This window comes from Paenibacillus sp. B46(2026) (assembly GCF_056786355.1).
The window spans coordinates 4930975-4952975 of sequence record NZ_CM165907.1; the positions used below are offsets into that span (position 1 = coordinate 4930975).

Genomic DNA, 22001 nt, shown 5'->3' on the forward strand with positions numbered 1-22001 from the left:
CTAAGTCCGTCCATCAGTTAACAATTGTTTGAGCTGTTTGATCTGATTCCGTTCACCTGCGACCACAATTGTAGCTCCAGCTGTAAAAACATAGTCTGGACCTGGATTGAATTGCTTCTCCTTGTCCTTGGTCACAACAGCCAAAATAACGGCACCTGTTGCCTGCCGGATATCCAGTTCACCAATTGTCATACCTATGCTTGTCGCGTGAGGCTCGATTCGAAGCCATTCGATTAACAGCCCTTCGAGCATTACTTCGCGCTCATTCTGAAACTTCGGTTTATAGGTCATACCACCGACAATAGCGGCTACTGCCCGTGCTTCATCATCGTCCAGGGTAACCAGAGATACCATATCCCCCAGCTCTTCAGGCGTATCCCCTGACTCCATGTGAAACAGGTCACGTCGCTCGTCGTTATGAATTACAATGACCAGATGCTCGCCACTACGGGTATACAGCCAGTATTTACGTCCAATTCCCGGTAAATCGGTCTCCTTAAAGTGCATGATCTGCACCCCCCAGAGTCAAGTCGTTCATAGATTCGCTCTGAAGTTCAATTCCCGTGATGCGTATCCGCATGGAGCCTGATGGCGTCTGAACGGAACGCACTTCCCCTTTACTGCCTAGCAACAATTGACTTCCTACTGGGGAGAGAAAGGAAATACGCCCCTTATCAGGATCAGTATCATCAGGCATGACAATCACGAATGAATCCGATGTGTGAAAATCGATGTATTCAAATTCAATGAGACTACCGATCAATACAACCGAGTCCAGATCTTCATCCGGGCCCAAGAGCAATTTCTCCACATACTGCGTATATGCCAACAGCTGTTTTTCCAACTGTATTCGCTGCGGATCGCGCACGTCGAAATAAGCGTCGAGAAATGTCCTTTTCTCTTCACCCAATGTAAATAGCTGGCTTACCAGCTTCTCTCTGCAATTTTGGCGGGAAGTCCTATGGTTCATAATAAATTTCACCCCCTATACAAGCCTTGTTCTCCACGTTGATTCGCATGTTTCTATTGATCATCTTGTTTTCCTCCTTGTTATTCGTATAGACCTCAGAACACGAGACCTTCATACCATCTTACCAAAAGAAAAATATTAATCCAGTGCATTCGGCTAACTTGCTGTTAATGTCAATTCATTTGGTTGTATTATCCATTTGGTAACTTAATTCTTCACATCAGATGGTAGATCCATAGAACATTTTAATTACAGCATAAAAAACATTTTATGGATTTCTATCTCGTATTTTTATTTGCTTTCCTGTATATTTAACTACAAACTTTTATGCAATTTATGCAAATAAGCATCTACAGACTTTAACACAATAAAGGAGTGCATCGAAAAAGTGTCCACGATAACAAAAGAAACTACAGAGTCAGCTCAAGTTACTGCCGCAGCATATGTTCATTCCGTCTATGAGTCCGTTGTCGCCAGAAATCCGTATGAAGACGAATTCCATCAGGCTGTCAAAGAAATCCTGGATTCCCTTATTCCTGTTATTGAAGCACACCCCAAATATAGGAACCATAGTCTGCTGGAACAGCTTGTCGAACCCGAACGTGTAATCACATTCCGTGTTCCGTGGGTAGATGATCAGGGCAAAGTTCAGGTTAACCGTGGATTCCGGGTGCAATTTAACAGTGCCATTGGCCCTTACAAAGGCGGACTTCGCTTCCATCCATCCGTATACTCGGGCATCATCAAGTTCCTTGGCTTCGAACAGATTTTCAAAAATGCTTTGACCGGCCTGCCTATTGGCGGTGGTAAAGGTGGTTCCGATTTTGATCCCAAAGGAAAATCAGATCTGGAAGTGATGCGTTTCACACAAAGCTTCATGACAGAGCTGTACAAATATATCGGTTCCGATACCGATGTACCTGCTGGCGACATTGGTGTAGGCGCGAGGGAAATCGGTTACATGTTCGGCCAATACAAACGTATTCATGGCGGGCATGAGGCAGGCGTATTAACTGGAAAAGGTCTTCTATACGGGGGAAGCTTGGCACGCAAAGAGGCAACTGGCTTCGGCTGTGTGTACTTCGTGCATGAGATGCTGCAATCCAAAGGACTCAGCTTCAAGGACAGTACGGTCGTTGTCTCTGGCTCTGGTAATGTATCCATCTATGCCATTCAGAAGGCACAGGAGCTTGGTGCTACAGTCGTGGCGTGTAGTGACTCAGGCGGCTACATATACGATCCACAAGGCATCAACCTGGATACCGTGAAACGTCTGAAAGAGGTTGATCGTCTTCGCATCAGCGAATACATCAAAGAACACCCGCATGCAACATATACCGAAGGCTGTGAAGGAATCTGGTCTATTCCTTGTGATATCGCTCTTCCGTGTGCGACGCAAAATGAGATCGATGAAGAAGCTGCGGCCCTTCTGGTCAAAGGTGGCGTGAAGGCCATTGGCGAAGGCGCGAATATGCCTTCCACCCTGGCTGCCATTGACGTCTTCCACGGTGCAGGCGTGCTGTTTGGTCCAGCCAAAGCGGCGAATGCCGGCGGTGTAGCCGTGTCTGCTCTTGAAATGTCACAGAACAGCATGCGGTTGTCCTGGTCATTTGAAGAAGTAGACGCGAAGCTGCATGACATCATGAAGAACATCTACAACAGCTGTGTAGAAGCCGCTGAAGCGTATGGCTGTGAAGGTAACCTCGTAGCCGGAGCGAATATCGCCGGTTTCCTCAAGGTCGCCGATTCCATGATTGCTCAAGGTGTGGTTTAAATTAAATACAAAATACTATGGAGAGATGCCTGAATAACGGAAGGATTCTCCACGAAAAAGGGTGTTCCTATGAACTTGGGGAACGCCCTTTTTTTCTTGTTATCAATTGATCGTATTCCGGCGGGATGGTAAAGTGGTACTGACGTGATTTCATCTGTGTGTACTATTATAAGGAAGTGTTTATATTGTCTAACCAACCATTTGCCAGTACTGCGAGTCCTCATCTGAGTGCAGACTGCGAGCAATGTTTTGGCCTGTGCTGTGTTGCCCTGCCCTATGGCAAGTCATCGGACTTTGCTTTTGATAAGGCCAGCGGCACACCCTGTTCCAACCTGCGCAATGACAATCGCTGTGGTATCCATACCCAGCTGCGGCAGAAAGGTTTCAAAGGATGTACCGTATACGACTGTTTCGGAGCCGGACAGAAGCTGTCTCAAGTGACCTACGCGGGTAAAGATTGGCGGGATCATCCGGAGTCTGCAACTGAAATGTTTGATTGTCTGCCCGCCCTGCGGCAACTTCACGAGTTGCTTAGTTATATGAAGGAAATGATGATGCGTCCGGAAACATTAACGCTTCACTCGGCATTTGGTGAGTTATATCAGGAGATTGAGCGTCTGAGTAATCTGGAGCCTGCAGCCCTCTTGCGTCTGAATATCGCTGAACATCGGTCCACTGTGAATCAACTCTTGGTCCAGGCAAGTGAAATGGTACGCGCGAATGTACCACCTGCAACTTCTGGACAAGGAAAGTCGAAGAAGGGCAAAAAGCGCACCGGAAGTGACTTCTTTGGCGCCAACTTAAAAGGAGCTGACCTGCGGAGCGCGAGCTTCCGAGGGGCTTTAATGATTGCAGCCGATCTCCAAAATGCAGATGTGAGAAATTCCGATTGGATTGGCGCGGACTTGCGGGATACGAATCTGGGCGGTGCAGACCTGAGAGGTGGCATCTTCCTGACGCAATCCCAGCTTAATGCAGCCAAAGGTGATATGCATACCAAGTTGCCGGATCACTTAACTATTCCCACGCACTGGGTGTAGTGCACTCGGCAAGAGCACGAGCAGGAATACAAGCAGCAATGTACCTTGCTAATTCATATGAATGTATGAATCATATAAAGCAACAGCAAAAAAAACAGCTCGTCCTATACATCCAAGGACGAGCTGTTTGTTATACAAATCACTGGAACGAATCAGAATTACAACAAGTCGCGGCGAAGATCCTCAGCTGATTTTGGAGACAGGTGACCGAGCGGAATATCAAATACCGTCTTCGCTCCCTTATGTCCTTCCACACTCAAGCGTTGTGCGGCTCTTGCATACGCCACAAGTACGCTCGCTGTAAATTCAGGATTGCTGTCGAGTTTCAGACCAAATTCAATAATTTGCTTTTGACCGGCACCTGTAACCCCACTGCGAATTACAAATCCACCATGCGGCATGCCTTCATGCTCGGATTTCAATTCGTCTTCGCTGATAAATGTTACTGTCGTATCGTAATCTGCAAAGTAGTTAGGCATCGACACAATCGTCTCACGGATCTCATCCTGATTGGCACCATCTTCTGCTACCACATAACATTGACGCAGATGTTTCTCGCGTGTAGACAGTTCTGGTGTCTCCCCTGCACGAATGCGGTTGATGACCTCTTGGGCAGGTACAGTATACTGTACACCCGCCTTAACACCTGGAACACGACGAATGGCATCCGAGTGCCCTTGGCTTACACCTTTGCCCCAGAACGTGTACTCTTTTCCTTCTGGCAGGATAGACTGTGCAAGCAGACGGTTCATGGAGAACAAGCCTGGGTCCCAACCTGTAGATATGACACTCACGTGACCGCCTTGCTCTGCCGCAGCATTCACTTCCTTGTAGAACTCAGGAATCTTCGCATGTGTATCGAAGCTGTCTACCGTATTGAACAACTTGGCGATAGCTGGTGTCTGCTCCGGAAGGTCGGTTGCCGAGCCACCACAGAGGATCATGACATCGATCTTGCCTATGTATTGCTCCGCTGCAGAGATATGCTCAAAACGAACTTCTGTGCTTTCAGCAACCATCTGCTCCGGATTACGACGTGTAAACACAGCAATCAGTTCCAAATCCTCGTTCTGGGAAATGGCTTTCTCTACACCTTTACCCAAGTTACCGTACCCTACAATTCCTACTCTAATCATGTTCAATCCTCTCCTGTCTTCTTCTATAGTTGTCTATTACTTCTTGTATAATGATATAACATACCATGTAACTTGTCAGGTTTCCAGTTCGAATAAAAAATACCTTACAGCGGTGCAGCAATAATGCTGTTCCGTATGCAAGGCATCATGGAATCTATTCGTTAATTTTAAGTAGGGAGAGCAATGTCCCTCATCTGAATCTTATGATTCTGTCCAGGTCAACGTCAGTTCAATGACGCCTTCCTGTCCCGCCAATGTTCCTCCAATCAAGGACCAGACATCCTGCGTATCCGGGTCGGTTCCCTGAATGATAATATTTTTGTCATCGATCGTCTGACCCGCATCCGTCAACTTTTTGGCGTTGAAGTAATCTTTATACAGCTCAGATACGGTTTTCATATCTTGTTCAGTGGAGAAAATCACCATGGCCGATTGCTTGCCTTCATTCTCACCAGAATTGGCTAAACGTATTGTTGCATCTTCCGGCAATGGGAAATCACTTGGCAAGTTCTCCGGCAACTCATTGGTTCCAGCAGAGGCTTGCTCACCGCTTTCTGAATCGGAGTCTGCTGGCGCAGTCGTACCCTCCGTCTCGGTCACTCCACTTGCTGTTGCTTCGCTCGTTTCTTCATTCGTGGCTTGTTCACCAGTTCCGGAGGTAACTTCGGTGTCCACCTTCTCAGTATCACCTGTCGGTTCGTCTGCCGCGCTGCTGCAAGCACTCAAGGCCACCATCATCGCTAATGCCGCACAGGCCAACACATATTTCCTTCTCTTTACCATCCGTTACCACTCCTTCACCTTCATTTTATGTGCTAATCACGTTCAAACGGCTGGATCACAGGCACCGCATGAACGTTATTCTTAACCCATATCACAGATACAGATAATACACTTAAAGACAATAGACAACTGGCTACCAGAATGGACAGGAAGCGGGTGATCACTCTAAACTTTTTCATCCATCCCTCCTCCTCATCCTGTTCATCATGTGTTTGTGGGGTCATGTTACTCATAGGTCACTGGACGGTGTCACTAATTTCATGATCTCGGCAGCGACAATATCCGGTTGACTGTTGTGGATGTAATGCTCGGCGTGAGGGACAATCTGCTGGGTTCCTTGTCTGGACCATGAAGCAAATTTCACTTGATCTGCCTGCCATGCCCGACTCCCCTCACTGGGTTGATCTGATCCGGCTGTCAGGATCGTCAGCGGGAAAGGAAACTCCTTTTTGTTCTCCAGCACACGTAATGCGTTGATCTTGGAATGACGAATCTCATCCATCACGTTGTCATTGTATGCATGCTTCAGGGTAGAAATGGTGGCAGCCTTTTTCATCGGCGCAGAAACCAACTCCGGGTCAATGACCAGTGTTGCCATCATCTGATCCGAATGCAGCAATGTACGCGCAATGCCTGTTTTAACCAGGAATCGGGCTGAAGCAAAATACCATTCGGGCGTATCCATTTCCACCGTACTGTAATATTCAGGACTTCCGCCATCAATCATGACCATGCCGGCCACCTCATCGGGATACTTTTGCGCAAATCGGAGAGTCTCCAGAGCTCCAAGGGAGTGGCCTACCATAATGTAAGGCGGACGTTGACCGGATGTTCGCAGCAATTGGTGAATTTCTTCCGAGATGGTATCGATATCACGAGGTTCATCCGTATAGTCGCTGTATCCATATCCGAACCGATCATATACTGCAATTTTCACCTGTGATTTTAACTTGTCATATAGCGGGCTAAAATCCACATACGGATTGGGTGTACCCCAGCCTGAGGCAAACACCACCGTTACCTCCCCTTTGCCAGCGGTGTAGAGATGCATGTTACGACCACTCACTTCATAATACTTGCCTGGCGGTGGATAGGACTTCATATCCTGCGTGGATTGATACGCCTCATAAGCTGTACCTGTCAGCAGTAAAAGTCCTGCAGCCAGCATCAGGCCTCCCAGCACTTTTAACCCTCTCCGTAACCCCTTCTTCATCTTCTCTACCCCTTATCCCAAAGGTTCATCTACATATGTATGCTTCAATCGTACCCAAGAAATAGCGAAATTGAAACAATCCGGAGTCCAGTCCTTTCCCCAACCAAAGTCCAGTCTCCCTCCCCTACCCGTGACGTAAAAAAACTGCAAATCTCCGATTAGGGAAACTTGCAGTTCGTCTATAACTATATTCTAAAATTCATACCTCAATCCATCTCACGATGATCCGTACCTATAGTTGCAATGTAAGACCCACCGGGCAATGATCACTGCCCATCACATGGCAGTCGATATGCGCATCTGCCATCTTAGGTGCCAATGGATTGGATACGAGAAAATAATCAATGCGCCAGCCCACGTTCCGTTCTCTAACCTTCGGCATATAAGACCACCAGCTGTACACATCCGTACGATCCGGATATAGATGACGGAAGCTGTCCACATAACCAGAAGCAAGCAAATCGGTCATCTTGCCACGCTCTTCCAGCGTAAATCCCGAATTGCCCAGATTGGGCTTCGGATTCTTCAGATCGATCTCCTGATGAGCCACATTCAGGTCACCACAGACGATAACGGGCTTGGTCTGCTCCAGTTGCAGAATATAACCTCGGAATCGGTCTTCCCATTCCAGACGGTAAGGCAACCGGGTCAGATCCCGCTTCGCGTTAGGTGTATAGACGTTCACCAGATAAAACTCATCGTACTCCAGTGTAATCATCCGGCCTTCCGGCTCGCTGTCCTCCTCCATCCCGTAACGAACGGATATAGGCTTGATTCGGCTAAATACAGCCGTGCCGGAATATCCTTTTTTGATCGCATAATTCCAATATTGATAAACGTCTTCCCCCAGGTCCATCTCAATCTGTCCGGCTTGCAATTTGGTCTCCTGAAGGCAGAAGATATCTGCCTGACTCTCCTGATAATAATCCATAAATCCTTTGGTCACACATGCCCTTAAGCCATTCACATTCCAGGACACCAGCTTCATATCCTCATCTCCTCACATCTCTCCAATATAGCATGGGCCCATTCAGGGGGACAAGCCTCATGGTTTGGAGTAACAACACCTTCCCTATATTTCGCTTTGTAACTTGGAGAACACCGCAAGGTCAATATATCTGCCTTTCTCGAACTCATGCTGTCGAAGTACGCCTTCCTTCTGAAAACCAAGCTTGTGCAGCAGGCGGATAGACGCCTCGTTCTCCGGTTCAACCTTCGCTTCGATCTTGTTGAGTTGCATGCTCGTGAATCCAAAATTCAGCACAGCATGAGCCACTTCCGTCATAACGCCACCGCCCCAGAAAGCCGAACGCAAGTCGTATCCAATCTCTGCACGGTTATGTACATCTTCATAGTTCAGAAACCCACAGGTTCCGATCACTTTACGAGTTTCACGGTCTTCAATCATCCAGCGTAAACCCGTGTGTTCCTTGAAAATCTTCGTATACCAGTTCATCTCACCTTGTGCATCCTCAACGGATTTAAAAGGAGTGAATGGCATATATTGAACCACAGCTTCATCCGAATATAACGCCAACAGATCGCGGCTGTCCCCGGCCTCTGCCGATCGGAGGATGAATCGTTCTGTCTGAATTAGTGGAAATAGATCAAACCTGAATGGCTCACTCATGCCTGGTCTCCTTTGCAATATTCATTATATAAGTCATTTTACTACACTTGCCTTCATCAAGCTTTTACTATTAATATGTTCTATTAAGGCATTACTGTAGAAAAGGGTTCATCAGGAGAGGACGTGCTATCATCACACCATCATATGACGTTATTATCGTTGGAGCTGGCTCCATGGGCATGAGTGCGGGTTATTATCTATCGCGTAGTGGATGCAAAGTTTTATTAATGGATGCCTTTGATCCTCCGCATACGGAAGGAAGTCATCATGGAGATACCAGACTGATTCGCCATGTGTACAGTGGTGGGCCTGACTATATTGCCATGGCACTACTTGCACAGAAGTTATGGCATGAGCTGGAGGAAACGACTGGAAGCGAACTGTTTGTTCCTTCAGGCGTCTTGAATATAGTTGACCCGGAGATTCATCCCTTTCACAATCGGTTGAGCCATGCAGATGATGCAGGCATTCGTTATGAAACGTTGCACGCAGCCGTAGTGATGAAACGCTGGCCAGGTATTACAGTACCTGAACATTACGAGGGCATGTATGAACCTGATGCGGGTTATTTGTATAGTGAACCCTGTATTCGTGCCTTTCGCAAGACAGCCGAGGCTCATGGTGCGACCTTGTTAACTCACACTCGTGTGGAGCATATCGAATACGGACCACATTCCGTCGCAGTTCAGACTTCAGGTGGTGAGACATACCACGCGAATCAGCTCATTCTTAGCGCTGGTGCCTGGTTTCAGACGTTAAAGCCCTTCGTGGATCTCCCAATTCAGGCGGTACGCAAGACGGTTGGATGGTTTGATGTACCAGAGGCTTTGTATGGTGAGGCACATTTCCCCGGATTCACATTGGCAGGAAAAGAAGGTATATATTATGGATTTCCAAGCATTGGCGGATCAGGTCTGAAGATGGGTCGTCATGATACAGGTCAGGTGTGGACACCAGGAAATGCAATGGCTTCTTTTGGTGCGGAAGAATCGGACGAGGGGGATCTGCGCAGGCTGCTCGAACTTCATATGCCTCAGGCAGCTGGGGAATTAAAGCGTGGAAGTGTATGCAAGTATGAATTCACTTCGGATGAAGATTTTATTATCGACCGACACCCTGCCCATGAACGTGTGTGGCTCGCAGGCGGTTTCTCCGGTCACGGCTTCAAGTTCGCAAGTGCCATTGGGCAGATTCTATCCGACTTGGTGCAAACGGGTCACACAGATCAGAATATTGGAAGGTTCGCCCTGTCCCGTTTTCGTTAAGTACAAGCCTGCTGAATGAACATGAACATATGTATGTATAAAACAGCTACTTTCTTAGAGGGTGCAGTGTTGCTTAGAGCACTGCACCTCCAAGAAAGAAGGACACGTACGAACGTTAATTCATGCCCACTCACACTAATTAACTTTGACGAGGCTCCATTGCTGATTGGCTCCGCCATTGTCGGCCCACTGAATGGTGGAAGCACCTGCGGTCAGAGAACCTTGATTGATGTCAACCGTCAGGCCACTGTTTCGATTCGCAAGTACCACATATCCTCCCACATCAATGGGCAGCCATTGCTGATTGTTGCCCCCGTTATCCTGCCACTGAATCAGAGCGGCTCCACCTTGTGTAGAACTCGAATTCACGTCTAATAAAAGGCCACTGCCTACATTGCGGATGTTGTAATATCCGTTACCTGCCGACTCCAGCTTCCACTGCTGGTTGGCTGCTCCATTATCATTCCATTGAATGATCGTTGCCCCACCCGTAGAAGAAGCACCGTTAACATCGAGTGCAAGTCCACTGTTACGGTTGATTAATTTGTAGATGGCCCCGGCTTCATATCCGGTACCACCATTATAAGATGCACCGGAAATGACGTAGGTTGTGACCGAGTTGGCCTTGGCCGTGGCGGTAAAGGTTTTGTTTTGCACCGAAATATTGGTCAGTTGCTGCAATTTCTCTGTTGAAGAGGTCCGATATACTTGAGCAGATGTGCCTGTGTTAGTAAAACGACTGAGATCATAAGTTACCGTTGTATCCGTCGATTCCGAATTGGTTGTAACCAGCACAACTTTGCCGGAAGCTGCATCATAGGCTGCAAGGGTATTGGCATCACTCATGCCGATAATCTTGTATCCAGGACGAATAAATTTGCTGTAATTGCCCATGACATAATATTTTTGGTTCACGGTGTAACTGGTCGTTTGTGTATTGTTCAACACGTTCTTGAAGAATCCCCATCCTTCTGCACTATCCACGGCTTGCCAATACACCCACGCACTCGCACCCATATTGCGAATATCCTTGAGGATGGTACGTGACATCGTAAGTCCGCTTGCATCCCCATCTCCATATTCCGAGGTCCACAGATGTTTGCCCGCAGACGTCGCTGTGTTGCGCAAGGCAGTTCGATTACTTCCGCCATACGTGTGTGTGTTGATCTGACTAATGGATGATTTAACCGCACTACTGTAGCTGTTGAATGACACATTCGTATCATCGATACTGTATTCTTCCGGTGCGCTCAGCTTCGTGGACAGGCCTTTCGCATTCAACGAAGCTTGTACCTGACTCAGAATCGTGTTCTGATCCGCCCGGTCAAAGTGCATGCCCTCCTGGTCATTGCCCTGCTTCCACCACGTCGAGATCGGTTCATTCAGCGGAGTTACACTATCAAATGTGATTCCCCAGTTATCCCGAAAATGCTTCACAACCTCGGTTAAGTAATCGGCAAAATCATCGTAGTAATCGGGCTTGAGGTTGTTACCACCATTGGCCGAACCGGACACATTGCCACTGATCGTCATCCAGTAGGGTGCCGAGTTGGCAAAAGCCTCAATGACGTTTACACCCTGCGCTTTGGCAGCTTGCAGCATATAACGCTGGTTCGCATCTGCAGTCCAGTCATACACGCCGGGAGAAGGCTGGTAGCCAGGAACGGCTTTGCGATATTCGAGGATATTGGACGATGGATTATCCCCGCCTCCAATGTTGTACCGCAGGATGTTCAGACCGAGTCCGGTATTTGCGTTGAACATTTTCTCCACGTACTCATCCCGATTGGAATATTCTCCAACCACTTTGCCCCACCACGCGAGCGATGTCCCCCACCCCTCCATCGTCTGATATTGCTTCGATGGATCGGCAACAGCCGTGTAAGCCCCTGCGGCAGATACCTCATTGTCCAGACCCAAACTGCCTGTAAGCAAACTTCCTGCCAGCAGCAGCGAGCTCATTCGTTTTAACCACTTCATCCGCTTCACTCCTTAGAATTTTTCGAAACACGAACACCAATTATTGTGCAACCTCTCGGAAGGTCGCGTCTGACTTATCGAGTGCAGTAACGACAGCTTCCAATTTCAGTACATTATTGTAATGTCTCAGGTACAGGTTCGGGTTACTAAACGAGGCATACGAAGTCCAACTGGCGTTAGCAAGTCCATTCACACGTTTGAACGTGGCGTCATTTCGGAACGTAGCGCTGCCGTCATTTTTCACGAGTGTAATGCTGCCATTATTATTGCGCAGGAAATAACCCGGATAATTCATGGACTCAAACGAAATACCTGTTGCATTCGACAGCCCGGGAACAATACGGAACTGTGCATCCTCCGCCGGACTGACACTCGCATCAATCCGTGCCTGATAGTTGTAGTGACGAATGAAGCTGCCCGGTACATTGAATGACTCCAACTTGCGGATATCGCCAGGCTGTTCGGATTCTTTCAATACGGTCATATGCCGGACGAGTCCGGTAAGACCCGCAATCTCTTGCTTGGCACCCCAGGTCTGGAAACCGTCAGCAGAGTCGCTGTAATAATATTTTTGTGTTGCATAGCCGTCAAAGTAGATTCGCCATGAACCATTATCCAGCTGAACAAGCGTCGGACCTTCCACCCAAGATCCCCAACCGGCCCAATCCCCTGTGCCTTTAAAGGTATAAGGACCTGTTAGCGAAGTGGATGTCGCATATTCAATGTATTTGGTGGTTTCGTTCTTGGTAAAGGCATGATAGGTTGAGCCTGTCTTCACGATAAAAGTGTCGATATAATTGGGAGCAATCCCTGCCAGTTCAGTAGGTGCCGACCATGAGGTGGACGCCAGATTGCTGCTTGAAGCGGTGAGGACATAAGGTTTAAAATTCTCATAGTTGCCTGGGGAGAGGGACACGATAACGTTCAGACTGCCGTTGCTGTCTTTGAACCATTCCGGAGCCCATGTGTGTGCAATCGTGATAGGAGTGGATAATGTAATGTTACGGACAAACGTCCAGTTCACCTTATCCGGACTGGAGGCGATACCGATGGTATTACCCGACCAGTTCGTGGTGTAGACGACGTAATATAGACCATCTGTGTGCTTCATGATGCTGGGATCGCGGATCAGATCGGCCGGAGGTGTATAGGCTGGCCCTTTCAGCAAACCATAGTGGGTCGCATCATAAGATTCATAGATATACATATTGGACTCACTTGTGTTCGTAAAGGCGGATATCGTATAGACACTTGTTGCTGCTCTGGCTGTGCTTGGCAATAACATCGTTAATAGAAGTAATGTTCCGAGCAGCAGAATCATCCCGAACTTGAAACCGCTGAATCCTCTTGCTGTGTCTTTCCTTTTCGTTAACATCAGGTCATCTCCTTACCCATGATTTAATGGAAAATTAATTAGAATTAACATACCCTAGGCCGAATAAACGTTATCTTGGAGTCATCCCTCTATCAGCACACCTTACGACTACCTGTTCAAATTCCAATTACATGAAGCATCACTCCCTTCACAGATCATGGATGAACAAACACCTTTTATGTAAACGGTTACAATTAATTAAGTTACAAGTGTTACCTTTACTCATTGTACAGACCTGATCATCACAGTTCCCCCATTCCCTTAGCCTAATTCACTCACAAGACTGAATCCAAAGATTCACGAACCCGGGTTATTTTGACTAAGAAAATGAGGTAGTGTGACTGTGGTAAAAGGTGAAATGTTGCGTTGTATGCTGCTATTTTTAAACCCATTCTATTTCTAGTTGATTTATCTCTGCCATACTAATGTGAATTGGTTGTACTAGGACTCATTTCTAAAGAATGCTGCGTCCAACTCGAACTATCTCGATCCAGTTATTGTTCCAACCATAGTTGGATCGGTAAGACAGCTAACGATCAATACATGAACTACTCCACCACAACCCACGGATAACGGGATAACGCATCCAACAGGAATCGTACCCGTTCTGGCGTTCTACCTTCTTCATCGAACAAAAGTAATTCATTCTCTTCCTGTAGCCAGGCTACTGGGATCTTGTAATCCTCTTGCGGACCAATCTGCCAGTAACGGCCCAGATGATGTCCGTTTAGGTGAATGGTTCCTTTGCTCATCCCGGTCAGGCGAAGCATCAGGTTCACCTTATGGTGCTCGGAAATAGTAGGCTTGGTGAAACGCCAGCGGTACCAGACAGGCTGACCGTACGAGCCTTGGACCGGATCATGGTTGGATACAGGGTAAGACTTCTCGTTCAACGTAGCACGATTGACCGATTCACCCGAGTTATGGGTTACCCGATTGGCACTTGAATTGCCACCTTCGGCGGTACCAGGGTGTGCTGCACGCTCGATTGCCCCCTGTACTCCACGTTGGACCGTTCCTTGCACTGCTTCGTATCTCTCCCATTGTTGCGGAAGCAATGCATCCGTCCCTGCCATACGCCAATCCTTCAGTTCTCCCTCACTCGGATACGTGATCAGTTCCAGTCGATTCAGCGGTGAACGACTATACGGCATTTCCAGTGTATTCGTCTCTCCCGGCTTGATATAGAGGGATATGTCCAGCGTCTGGAAGGCAAACCAGTCCTGATATCCTTCCATTGGAATTTCGATGCCGTTGATACGAAGACCTTTGCTCAGTGCACCCACAAGAATTGCCCGATCCATGCCATCCAACTTAAAGCTTCTGCTGATAAGTGGCGCCCCATGTATAGAGTTCACCTCATCAAGATGCACAAGTCCACTCTCCGTACACCAATCCCGACGAATATCCTGAACTTTGCCATCCAGATACACAGCACCAGCCAGACCTTTGCTCTCACCCAGATGTGGAGAGAAGTTCAATCTGCCCATATGCTGCACCAGGATCTGAAGTGTGTTCTTCCCTTGGGCTACTTGTAACTGCACAGCTGCGGCACCTACCTGACGCACTAATGCCTGCTGAACACCATTAACGATGATTCTGGCGGTATCCTGGATATCCGGCAAAATGAGACTGGTGATTCCTTCGGTTGGACTCTCGAAATCGCATTCGTATAATAGATAACCAAAATCTTGTCCAAACCGGGAAAAGTCCTCCGGTTGTGCACTCGCCGAGCGCTGCTTCGCGGTTAACGTAACACGTGAGAGCTCAGGAGAATTAGGCAATGTCGGCGCAATTGGCGATGTCCATGGATGCTGCTGTATTCCAGCGATGGACTCTTGACCAGGCCGACCCGGTACAGCTTGTGGAGTGGATGGAGTTGGTGTATTGCGTCCCTCTGGATTCAGCACATCGTACTGCACACTATTCACCTCGCTGGCGAGGAACTCGTTACCTGTTAACGTCCGTTCTCCATCGGTCCAGTCACCAAGTAGCGTAATCATGCGATCTGGATCAGTGATCATGCCTTTGACCTGACCAGATGGCAACACGTCCACGTCATCGAAGCCTATTGCATAACGCAGTCCCTTCTGTTCTATTGCTTCCAATCGCCATGTTCGATTCATCGTCTCTTGATCTAGAATCATGAAACGGATCGGTGTGCTGTTTGCTTCCAGTTGGATCATTCCCGGCTCTTGGAAATGAAACAGATCCAGGCGGTGTACGTTCCTTGCCGAATCATGTTCGACTAGCACTTGCACCGAGCTACCCGTGACGCTCAATGACCCTGCTTCCAGTTCAACAACAGAACGCTGTCCTGCAGAAGCCACGATGAACAAGGTCAATTCTCCATTTATCATTTCATTGCCCGTAATCATCGTACCCGCAGTCAGGTATACGTGTTCAGCAATCTGTACTCGATCCAGCAACGGAACAATCTGACCCGGATTCAGCGATACGGGAAGAGTCCGGCCTTCCTCCAGCGTAATGTGCACCGTCTCGCGTTCATCCTTGTGACTCTCCAGGAACCAAATCTTCTGGTTGTCAGCCTGTCTGCCTCGTACGGATATGCCTTCAGGATGACGTACAACGATCTGCTCTTCTGGAATTTCCTCTGTTTCCATCAGAAGGGCCCCGAAAGCATGGACGAAATAAGACAGATTCTTAGTCACCGCATATTTCGGCGTCACTCGTCCATATTCGTTCAGCGGTGCATCATAGTCATAAGACGTAATCATGAAGATATCACTGCTACCCATCGTTCTACCGCCATATCCACCGAAGTTCGTGCCACCGTAGAACATGTAATGACTGATTCCGGTATACCCGGCACGCAGAATCTCCATGATGCGTCTCTCCAGCAAAGGCGCCGTCTTCTGAATGGCCGAAGTTCCTCCCCAATTCTCGAACCATCCGGTCCAGAATTCCGTGACCATCTTCGGGGTGTCCGGCTGTTTGGCTCGAAGTTTCTCATAATGCCCGTCAGCACCCGACCAGAAATTAGCCCCTTCAATCGTGCCTTCCGCCCCGCCAACGCAAGTAATTAGCGTAGAGTCAATGCCACGTTCCAACAATCCATCCCTCAGCGTATTCATATGGTCACTTGCAGCAGCGTCATCCATCAGATACCCGTATTCATTCTCCACCTGAACGAGAATGACCGTGCCCCCGGCTGATAACTGGCGCTCCCGAATAATTGGCACAATTCGGTCAAAATACAAATTCACATAATGCAGATACGTCTCATTGTTTTCCCGAAATTTCACGCCATCCTTCGTACCGAGCCAGTATGGAAAACCGCCAAAATCCCATTCTGCACAGATAAACGGACCCGGGCGCGCAATGACCCACATGTCCAGTTCTGCGCACAGATCCAGAAATGCACCGCAATCGTTGTCCCCATCGAAGGACCACTGTCCTTCTTCCGGTTCATGCACGTTCCACGCAAAGTAGGTGTCAATGCAGTTCATGCCTGCCAGCTTCGCCTTCAACAGAACCTCACGCCATTCCTCCTTCGGCATACGGAAATAATGGATCGTTGCACTGTTCAGAAATACACGCTCTCCGTTTAGGAAAAAACTGCGTGCATCGTATGTTAATTCGGATTGAACACCGTTCTCAGCCCTGGCGATGTTCTTCTCCTGTTCTTGCAGCAAAAGGGATGCTTTCTCTGTCAAAGATATCCCCTCCTTCTCTTTATTTAGGTTCATATGTCCTGTGATTCATTTAAAATATAAGTTCAACTAATGAATGTTTACACTGGCACTCCGATGACAGAATAACCTTCCAATCGCTGTTATCCCCAGATTTTTTTGATTCCCTTTTCTCAAAGGGAAAATCCGGGGATAGCGTATGCTTCCGATGTAGCTTTCTTGCAGAAAGCTTGTAGGCGAACGCTTCGCTTTTTCAGGTTTTTTCTGTCCTCTCCGTTTCTGTGTAAATGATTAGTTCAATTTATATAGTTTCATATGTCCTGTAACTCTTTTAAAATATAAGGTGAACCAAATTCGTTAAACTGAAAGATGATCTACACTGGCACTACGATGACAGAATCCTTCCAATCGCTGTTATCAGTTCCCCTGCAACGTCACGCCTTCCAGTACAACCGTTGTGATGGAATTATCCGCCGTAGGCACTTCCAGTCCGTTGGCATACACCGGAATGTCTTCAAGCTGTTCCATGTTCCGATCCGGTGAAGTCTGATACACCTGAGCGGTGGATGTTTTTCCATACGCATACCCTTCCAGTTCAAACGTCGTTGTACCCGCTGACAATTCATTACGAATTACCAGCACCAGTCTCTGACGTTCTGCGTCATAGGCAGCCAGCGTGCGTCCACCATCCGTTGGAATAATTGTCGCACCAGGACGAATGAACTTTGTAAACTGGGCCATGCCATAATACTGCTTGGTCATCTCATACTGTTCTTCTCCGTTAAAATTGGCATGAATGAAGCCCCAATTGTTATTGGCGCCTTCATCTTCAACGGCCTGCCAGTATACCCAGGCGGATGGCTGCATGATTTTCAGATCGAACATGATCCGCTCTGCCAGCTCTTGTACTGAGGTCATATCCTCATGACTGTGCGGCTCACTGCCGCCTGTTCCGTACTCGGACATCCACAGCTTCTTGCCATGGCGTTCTGCCAATGTGCGCAGCTCTTCCATTTTGCTACCATTATAGGAGTGGGTATTGATCTGCTGGATTACGTCCAGCGTGTCCTGATCATAGAGATTGAAATTAAACACCGTCTCATCAATGCTGTTATCGTCTGCGGCACTAATGACGGTTCCATCCAGTCCTTTGCTCTTCAACGATGCAGCGACTTTCTTGATAATCTCGGCCTGTTTCTCATTCGTAAAATGACTGCCTTCCTGCATATTGCCCTTCTTCCACCAGTCGGAGGAAGGCTCATTGAGCGGATTCAGTGTGCGGAAGGTGATTCCCCGCTCGTCCCGATAATGCTTCACGACTTCGGTCAGATAATCGGCAAATGCATCATACTGATCTTCACGCAGATTATTGCTGCCATCCACGGCTCCAGTAACTGATCCACTGATCGTCATCCAGTAAGGTGGTGAATTGGAGAATGCTTCGGCAATGTTCACCCCGCGCTCCATCGAGCCTTGTAATACAGCCCGCTGGCCTGCATCGGCATCCCAGTCCCACTCTCCAGGTTCAGGCTGGAAGCCAGGTACATCCCCGCCGGGACGAAGGGCCTTCATCTCCGGATTTTCCTCGCCGCCAATGTTGTAACGAACGATATTCAGACCTAACCCTTTCCCCGGATCAAAGACCAGATCCATCACTTCACTAACCTTCGCCTGATCCTTCCATCCACCAAGATCGTTGGCCCACCAGGCAAGTGACGTACCCCAACCTTCAAAATGATCATAGGACTGATCCAGCTTCAGACGTACCGGTTCCTCTTGGAATACAAGTGTTTTGGATGATTTATTGGCAAAATGATTGATAACAATTCCTCCTCCTGCCAGCAGGGCAATCAGGGCGACACTCATGAGGATATAACTCCTTTTGCCTCTGCTGCGTTGTTCTTTATGCGCCATGGGCTAAACAATCCTTTCTCCATGTACGTTGATTACTCCGTTGACCTTGAACGTCAGGTTCAGTACATACACCCACTACAGACACCTTCTGTTACTTGATTCCACTGCTTCCGCCGCTAATGTTGGCCTCATAGACATAACGCTGTCCGAACAGATATACCAGCACCATCGGAATGGTGAGGAACAGGGAAGCAATCATAACAAGGTTCCAAGGTGGCATCTGCCCACCACCTACCGTAGTCAACAGCTGCACTCCGAGTGCCAGCGGCATTTTCTCCGGATCATTGATATAGATGAGCGGCCCCATGAAGTTACCCCAGTTATAGGAGAATGAGAAGATCGCAATGGCGGCAAGTATCGGATAAGTCAGTGGCATAATGATCTTCCAGTAGATTCCCGGGTGTCCCATACCGTCGATCATGGCGGCTTCATCCAGTGATTTTGGAATACTCATGACGAACTGCCGAATCAGGAATACGTTGAACGCTCCGGCGAAAAAGCTTGGTACGATCAGCGGGTAAAATGTATTAATCCAGTCCAGGTGACGGAAGATGATGAACTGCGGTACCATCGTCACCTCACCCGGAATCATCATCGTACTGAGCAACACAATAAACAGGAAACGGCTGCCTTTTGCCTTGATTCGGGCAAAGCCGTAGGATACGATTGAAGCTGATAATACCGATCCAACAATCGTAAAGATAGTAATGATGACCGAGTTTTTAAGATATGTGCCAAGATTGTTATTCGTGAAGATGGTATAAAAGTTCGACCATTGGAACTCCATTGGAACGAAGGTAAAGGCTGACTTGACGGTTGTTGCGTCACTTGCCAGTGCAATGGAGATCATGTACAGGAAAGGCGAAGCAAGCAACACCCCGACCAGAATCAGAAAAATATAGGATATCGTCTTCTCCACAGTCGATGGATTACTCATTGGCTTTTCCCTCCTCGTAGTGCACCCATAGCGCCGATGAACGGAATACAACCAGTGTCAACGCCATGATGATGATGAATAGTACCCAGGCAATCGCCGATGCATATCCCATTTTGTAGAATTGGAACGCATTCTGGAACAAGTACGGAACAACCATCTGACTTGAATTGTCAGGTCCCCCGGCAGTGACGATGAATACCTGTGCGAAGGTCTGAAGCGCTCCGATCATGCCAGTCACGAGATTGAAGAAGATGACGGGCGTCAGCATTGGGAATGTAATATGGAAGAACGACTGTGTACTCTTCGCCCCATCGATGGCAGCGGCCTCGTACAGCTCCTGTGGAATGCCTTTCATACCTGCAAGCAGTAATACCACGCCACCACCCACACCCCATAAGGACATGAGAATCAATGCAGGCTTAACCCAGTTCGGATCAAGAAGCCAGGCAGGACCCTGAATACCGAAGATCGCAAGTGCCTGGTTGATCAATCCTTCCGTCGGTGCAAGCAAGTGGATGAAGAGCAATGAACTCGCAACCACCGGAACAACGGAAGGCAGATAGAACAGAATACGGAAGAAGGTGATCCCTTTGATTTTTTTGTTCAGGTAATATGCAATCCAGAGCGAGATCGACATGCCCAGCGGAATGGATATCAGGGCATAGAAGAATGTATTGCCGACGGATTTCCAGAAGATCGGATCATCGGTCAGTAGCGTTTTGTAATTGTCTATACCGATGAATTCAGGGGACTGGAACAGATCCCAATTCGTGAAGCTCATATAGATGGAAAACAGGATCGGACCCAGTGTCAGCCCCAGAAACCCGATCAGCCAAGGCGAGATGAAGATATAGAACCATTTCCCGTCCTTTTTTCTCACGTTAAGCCCTCCCATGACGCAGAGAGCAGATGGAACCCGCATTCACGCCGAATTCCATCTGTCCTCCTGTCGCTGCTATTTGTGCATGTTCAGTAAGAACCTCTATTTATAGAGTCTTTCCAGTCCACTCTGGATTTCAGTTACGGTATCATCAAGCGAGGCTTTGTTGTTGAAGTACACACCCAGCTTATCGTTAATGAGCTTCATCATTTCGTTCCATTGCGGGTTGAACGGTTCTGCATAGATCGTCGATTCACTGAACGCAGCCATGTTGATTTTCTTTCCGCCATATTCGGCATTCAGGAATTCATCACTGGACAGACCCGCTTTCGTTGCAGGAGCATCCTGACCGGCTTTGACCATCGGCATCTGCGCTTCAGGTGTCGTCATTGCTTCAATGACCTTGAATGCTTCTTCCTTGTGCTTGGAAGCATTCGTAATGGTTAAACCGTTAAAGAATGCGTTCGTTTCACCCCATACCGGAGAGATATCCCAGTTAATGCCCTCCACCTTGGCAAGTGAACCGATGTTCCAAAACCCTGTCGTTTCCATGGCGATCTTGCCTTGCGCGAACAGCGGATCGGCTCCGATATTCCCCATGTCCGCAATCTCGGTTGGTGTTGGTCCCGCACCATGTGTGAAGGTCAGGTCATTCATGAATTGTAATGCTTTACGCACAGGCTCTGTATTGAAGGTCGGTTTACCGCTCTCATCGAACAGTGAGCCACCGTTCTGGTAAATGAGCTGCATCCATTGCGGCCACCAGCTGCCTGGGTAGTAACCCCATTGCACCGTTTTGCCATTCTCCTTCACCGTCAGCTTCTGAGCTGCCGCCATCAGATCGTCCTGCGTCCAATCTTTGGTTGGGTATTCCACTCCAGCCTTGTCGAACAGATCTTTGTTATAAAAGAGGACCATCGCGCCTGCACGATCCGGCAAACCGAATTGCTTGCCATCATACTTCATCAGGTTTGCAATATCGTCGGAATAACGTTCGGACATGTTCACATTGTTCGCCTGAATCATATCGTCCAGCGGTATAATCTGATTCTTGGAGGCGTAAGCCTGATAGTTCTCGGCAATCATCATGATATCCGGCGCTGTTCCCCCGGCGATCATCGTCTGTACCTTCTGGTCATAATCCCCTGCAACCACGTTCAGCTTCACGTTAATATCGGGGTACGTCTGCTTCACAATGTCGAGTCGCTCCTGATAAATCTTCTTCTCATCCTCCGAGCCCCAGATCGTCATGCTCAAATCAACCTTGCCACCAGACTCGCCGGAAGAACCGCTGTTGCTCCCGCTGCTACAAGCTGTAAGACCCATTACCATGACCAGCATCAATAACGAAATGACCTTAAGACTTCTTCTCATACGTTACGCCCCCTTGAACTAATGAATGGATGACTACAATGAAACCCGTTTCATGAAATGGGTTTCATTAAGCTGAA

At 48.1% G+C, this 22001-nt stretch carries 18 protein-coding genes; 3 read left to right on the forward strand and 15 right to left on the reverse strand.

Features of this window, described 5'->3' with window-relative positions; translation table 11 throughout:
- Nucleotides 1-507 carry a cation:proton antiporter regulatory subunit gene (locus AC1S8V_RS22085; RefSeq protein ID WP_482070775.1) on the reverse strand — a complete coding sequence of 169 codons (507 nt, stop codon included), beginning with the start codon at nt 505-507 and terminating at the stop codon, nt 1-3.
- Nucleotides 497-970 (reverse strand): GreA/GreB family elongation factor, encoded by a 474-nt coding sequence (locus AC1S8V_RS22090; protein ID WP_482070776.1) that lies wholly within the window; start codon nt 968-970, stop codon nt 497-499. Before AC1S8V_RS22090 ends, AC1S8V_RS22085 begins: the two co-directional genes overlap by 11 nt.
- 388 nt (nt 971-1358) lie before the next feature.
- On the opposite strand from AC1S8V_RS22090, the gene gdhA reads away from it, so the two are divergent.
- Nucleotides 1359-2744, forward strand: a complete 1386-nt coding sequence (gene gdhA / locus AC1S8V_RS22095) for an NADP-specific glutamate dehydrogenase (RefSeq protein ID WP_482070777.1) — start codon at nt 1359-1361, stop codon at nt 2742-2744.
- Nucleotides 2745-2929: 185 nt separating this feature from the next.
- Nucleotides 2930-3784 (forward strand): pentapeptide repeat-containing protein, encoded by an 855-nt coding sequence (locus AC1S8V_RS22100; RefSeq protein ID WP_482070778.1) that lies wholly within the window; start codon nt 2930-2932, stop codon nt 3782-3784.
- Nucleotides 3785-3942: 158 nt separating this feature from the next.
- On the opposite strand, the gene AC1S8V_RS22105 is transcribed toward AC1S8V_RS22100, so the two are convergent.
- The 6 genes from AC1S8V_RS22105 to AC1S8V_RS22130 all read right to left on the reverse strand — a co-directional run bounded on the left by AC1S8V_RS22105 (nt 3943) and on the right by AC1S8V_RS22130 (nt 8546).
- Nucleotides 3943-4920: a diaminopimelate dehydrogenase gene (locus AC1S8V_RS22105; protein WP_482070779.1), complete on the reverse strand. Its 978-nt coding sequence runs from the start codon at nt 4918-4920 to the stop codon at nt 3943-3945.
- Between the two features lie 201 nt (nt 4921-5121).
- Nucleotides 5122-5703, reverse strand: a complete 582-nt coding sequence (locus AC1S8V_RS22110) for a hypothetical protein (RefSeq protein WP_482070780.1) — start codon at nt 5701-5703, stop codon at nt 5122-5124.
- A gap of 32 nt (nt 5704-5735) precedes the next feature.
- Nucleotides 5736-5882 (reverse strand): hypothetical protein, encoded by a 147-nt coding sequence (locus AC1S8V_RS22115; RefSeq protein ID WP_221824551.1) that lies wholly within the window; start codon nt 5880-5882, stop codon nt 5736-5738.
- Nucleotides 5883-5932: 50 nt separating this feature from the next.
- A complete protein-coding gene (locus AC1S8V_RS22120) occupies nt 5933-6916 on the reverse strand; it encodes an alpha/beta fold hydrolase (protein WP_482070781.1) in 984 nt (327 codons plus the stop codon).
- Nucleotides 6917-7148: 232 nt separating this feature from the next.
- Nucleotides 7149-7904, reverse strand: a complete 756-nt coding sequence (locus AC1S8V_RS22125) for an exodeoxyribonuclease III (RefSeq protein WP_482070782.1) — start codon at nt 7902-7904, stop codon at nt 7149-7151.
- An 84-nt stretch (nt 7905-7988) separates the two neighbouring features.
- Nucleotides 7989-8546 carry a GNAT family N-acetyltransferase gene (locus tag AC1S8V_RS22130; RefSeq protein WP_482070783.1) on the reverse strand — a complete coding sequence of 186 codons (558 nt, stop codon included), beginning with the start codon at nt 8544-8546 and terminating at the stop codon, nt 7989-7991.
- A 131-nt stretch (nt 8547-8677) separates the two neighbouring features.
- Here AC1S8V_RS22130 and solA point away from each other — a divergent pair, with 131 nt between their 5' ends.
- On the forward strand, nt 8678-9811 hold the full coding sequence (gene solA, locus AC1S8V_RS22135; protein ID WP_482074547.1) for an N-methyl-L-tryptophan oxidase: 1134 nt from the start codon (nt 8678-8680) through the stop codon (nt 9809-9811).
- Between the two features lie 135 nt (nt 9812-9946).
- Here the strand turns inward: solA and AC1S8V_RS22140 are convergent, their stop codons facing one another.
- The 7 genes from AC1S8V_RS22140 to AC1S8V_RS22170 form a co-directional block, all read right to left on the reverse strand.
- Nucleotides 9947-11791, reverse strand: a complete 1845-nt coding sequence (locus tag AC1S8V_RS22140) for an RICIN domain-containing protein (protein ID WP_482070784.1) — start codon at nt 11789-11791, stop codon at nt 9947-9949.
- Between the two features lie 40 nt (nt 11792-11831).
- Entirely contained in the window at nt 11832-13166 is a 1335-nt protein-coding gene (locus AC1S8V_RS22145; RefSeq protein ID WP_482070785.1) for an AbfB domain-containing protein, read from the reverse strand.
- 548 nt (nt 13167-13714) lie between these two features.
- Entirely contained in the window at nt 13715-16843 is a 3129-nt protein-coding gene (locus tag AC1S8V_RS22150; protein WP_482070786.1) for a beta-galactosidase, read from the reverse strand.
- A 393-nt stretch (nt 16844-17236) separates the two neighbouring features.
- Nucleotides 17237-18685 (reverse strand): glycoside hydrolase family 30 protein, encoded by a 1449-nt coding sequence (locus AC1S8V_RS22155; RefSeq protein WP_482070787.1) that lies wholly within the window; start codon nt 18683-18685, stop codon nt 17237-17239.
- A gap of 139 nt (nt 18686-18824) precedes the next feature.
- Complete coding sequence (locus tag AC1S8V_RS22160; protein WP_036617294.1) at nt 18825-19670, reverse strand: carbohydrate ABC transporter permease; 846 nt, start codon at nt 19668-19670, stop codon at nt 18825-18827.
- On the reverse strand, nt 19663-20550 hold the full coding sequence (locus AC1S8V_RS22165) for a carbohydrate ABC transporter permease (protein WP_036668619.1): 888 nt from the start codon (nt 20548-20550) through the stop codon (nt 19663-19665). Before AC1S8V_RS22165 ends, AC1S8V_RS22160 begins: the two co-directional genes overlap by 8 nt.
- A gap of 102 nt (nt 20551-20652) precedes the next feature.
- Nucleotides 20653-21924, reverse strand: coding sequence for an ABC transporter substrate-binding protein (locus AC1S8V_RS22170; protein ID WP_482070788.1), 1272 nt, complete (start codon nt 21922-21924; stop codon nt 20653-20655).
- Between the last annotated feature and the right edge of the window lie 77 nt (nt 21925-22001).

Excerpts from the sequence above, each read along its gene's own strand:
- AC1S8V_RS22085 (WP_482070775.1), bottom strand. The coding sequence starts at position 507 with ATGCACTTTAAGGAGACCGATTTACCGGGAATTGGACGTAAATACTGG.
- AC1S8V_RS22090 (WP_482070776.1), bottom strand. The coding sequence starts at position 970 with ATGAACCATAGGACTTCCCGCCAAAATTGCAGAGAGAAGCTGGTAAGC.
- AC1S8V_RS22105 (WP_482070779.1), bottom strand. The coding sequence starts at position 4,920 with ATGATTAGAGTAGGAATTGTAGGGTACGGTAACTTGGGTAAAGGTGTA.
- AC1S8V_RS22110 (WP_482070780.1), bottom strand. The coding sequence starts at position 5,703 with ATGGTAAAGAGAAGGAAATATGTGTTGGCCTGTGCGGCATTAGCGATG.
- AC1S8V_RS22115 (WP_221824551.1), bottom strand. The coding sequence starts at position 5,882 with ATGAAAAAGTTTAGAGTGATCACCCGCTTCCTGTCCATTCTGGTAGCC.
- AC1S8V_RS22120 (WP_482070781.1), bottom strand. The coding sequence starts at position 6,916 with ATGAAGAAGGGGTTACGGAGAGGGTTAAAAGTGCTGGGAGGCCTGATG.
- AC1S8V_RS22125 (WP_482070782.1), bottom strand. The coding sequence starts at position 7,904 with ATGAAGCTGGTGTCCTGGAATGTGAATGGCTTAAGGGCATGTGTGACC.
- AC1S8V_RS22130 (WP_482070783.1), bottom strand. The coding sequence starts at position 8,546 with ATGAGTGAGCCATTCAGGTTTGATCTATTTCCACTAATTCAGACAGAA.
- AC1S8V_RS22140 (WP_482070784.1), bottom strand. The coding sequence starts at position 11,791 with ATGAAGTGGTTAAAACGAATGAGCTCGCTGCTGCTGGCAGGAAGTTTG.
- AC1S8V_RS22145 (WP_482070785.1), bottom strand. The coding sequence starts at position 13,166 with ATGTTAACGAAAAGGAAAGACACAGCAAGAGGATTCAGCGGTTTCAAG.
- AC1S8V_RS22155 (WP_482070787.1), bottom strand. The coding sequence starts at position 18,685 with ATGAGTGTCGCCCTGATTGCCCTGCTGGCAGGAGGAGGAATTGTTATC.
- AC1S8V_RS22160 (WP_036617294.1), bottom strand. The coding sequence starts at position 19,670 with ATGAGTAATCCATCGACTGTGGAGAAGACGATATCCTATATTTTTCTG.
- AC1S8V_RS22170 (WP_482070788.1), bottom strand. The coding sequence starts at position 21,924 with ATGAGAAGAAGTCTTAAGGTCATTTCGTTATTGATGCTGGTCATGGTA.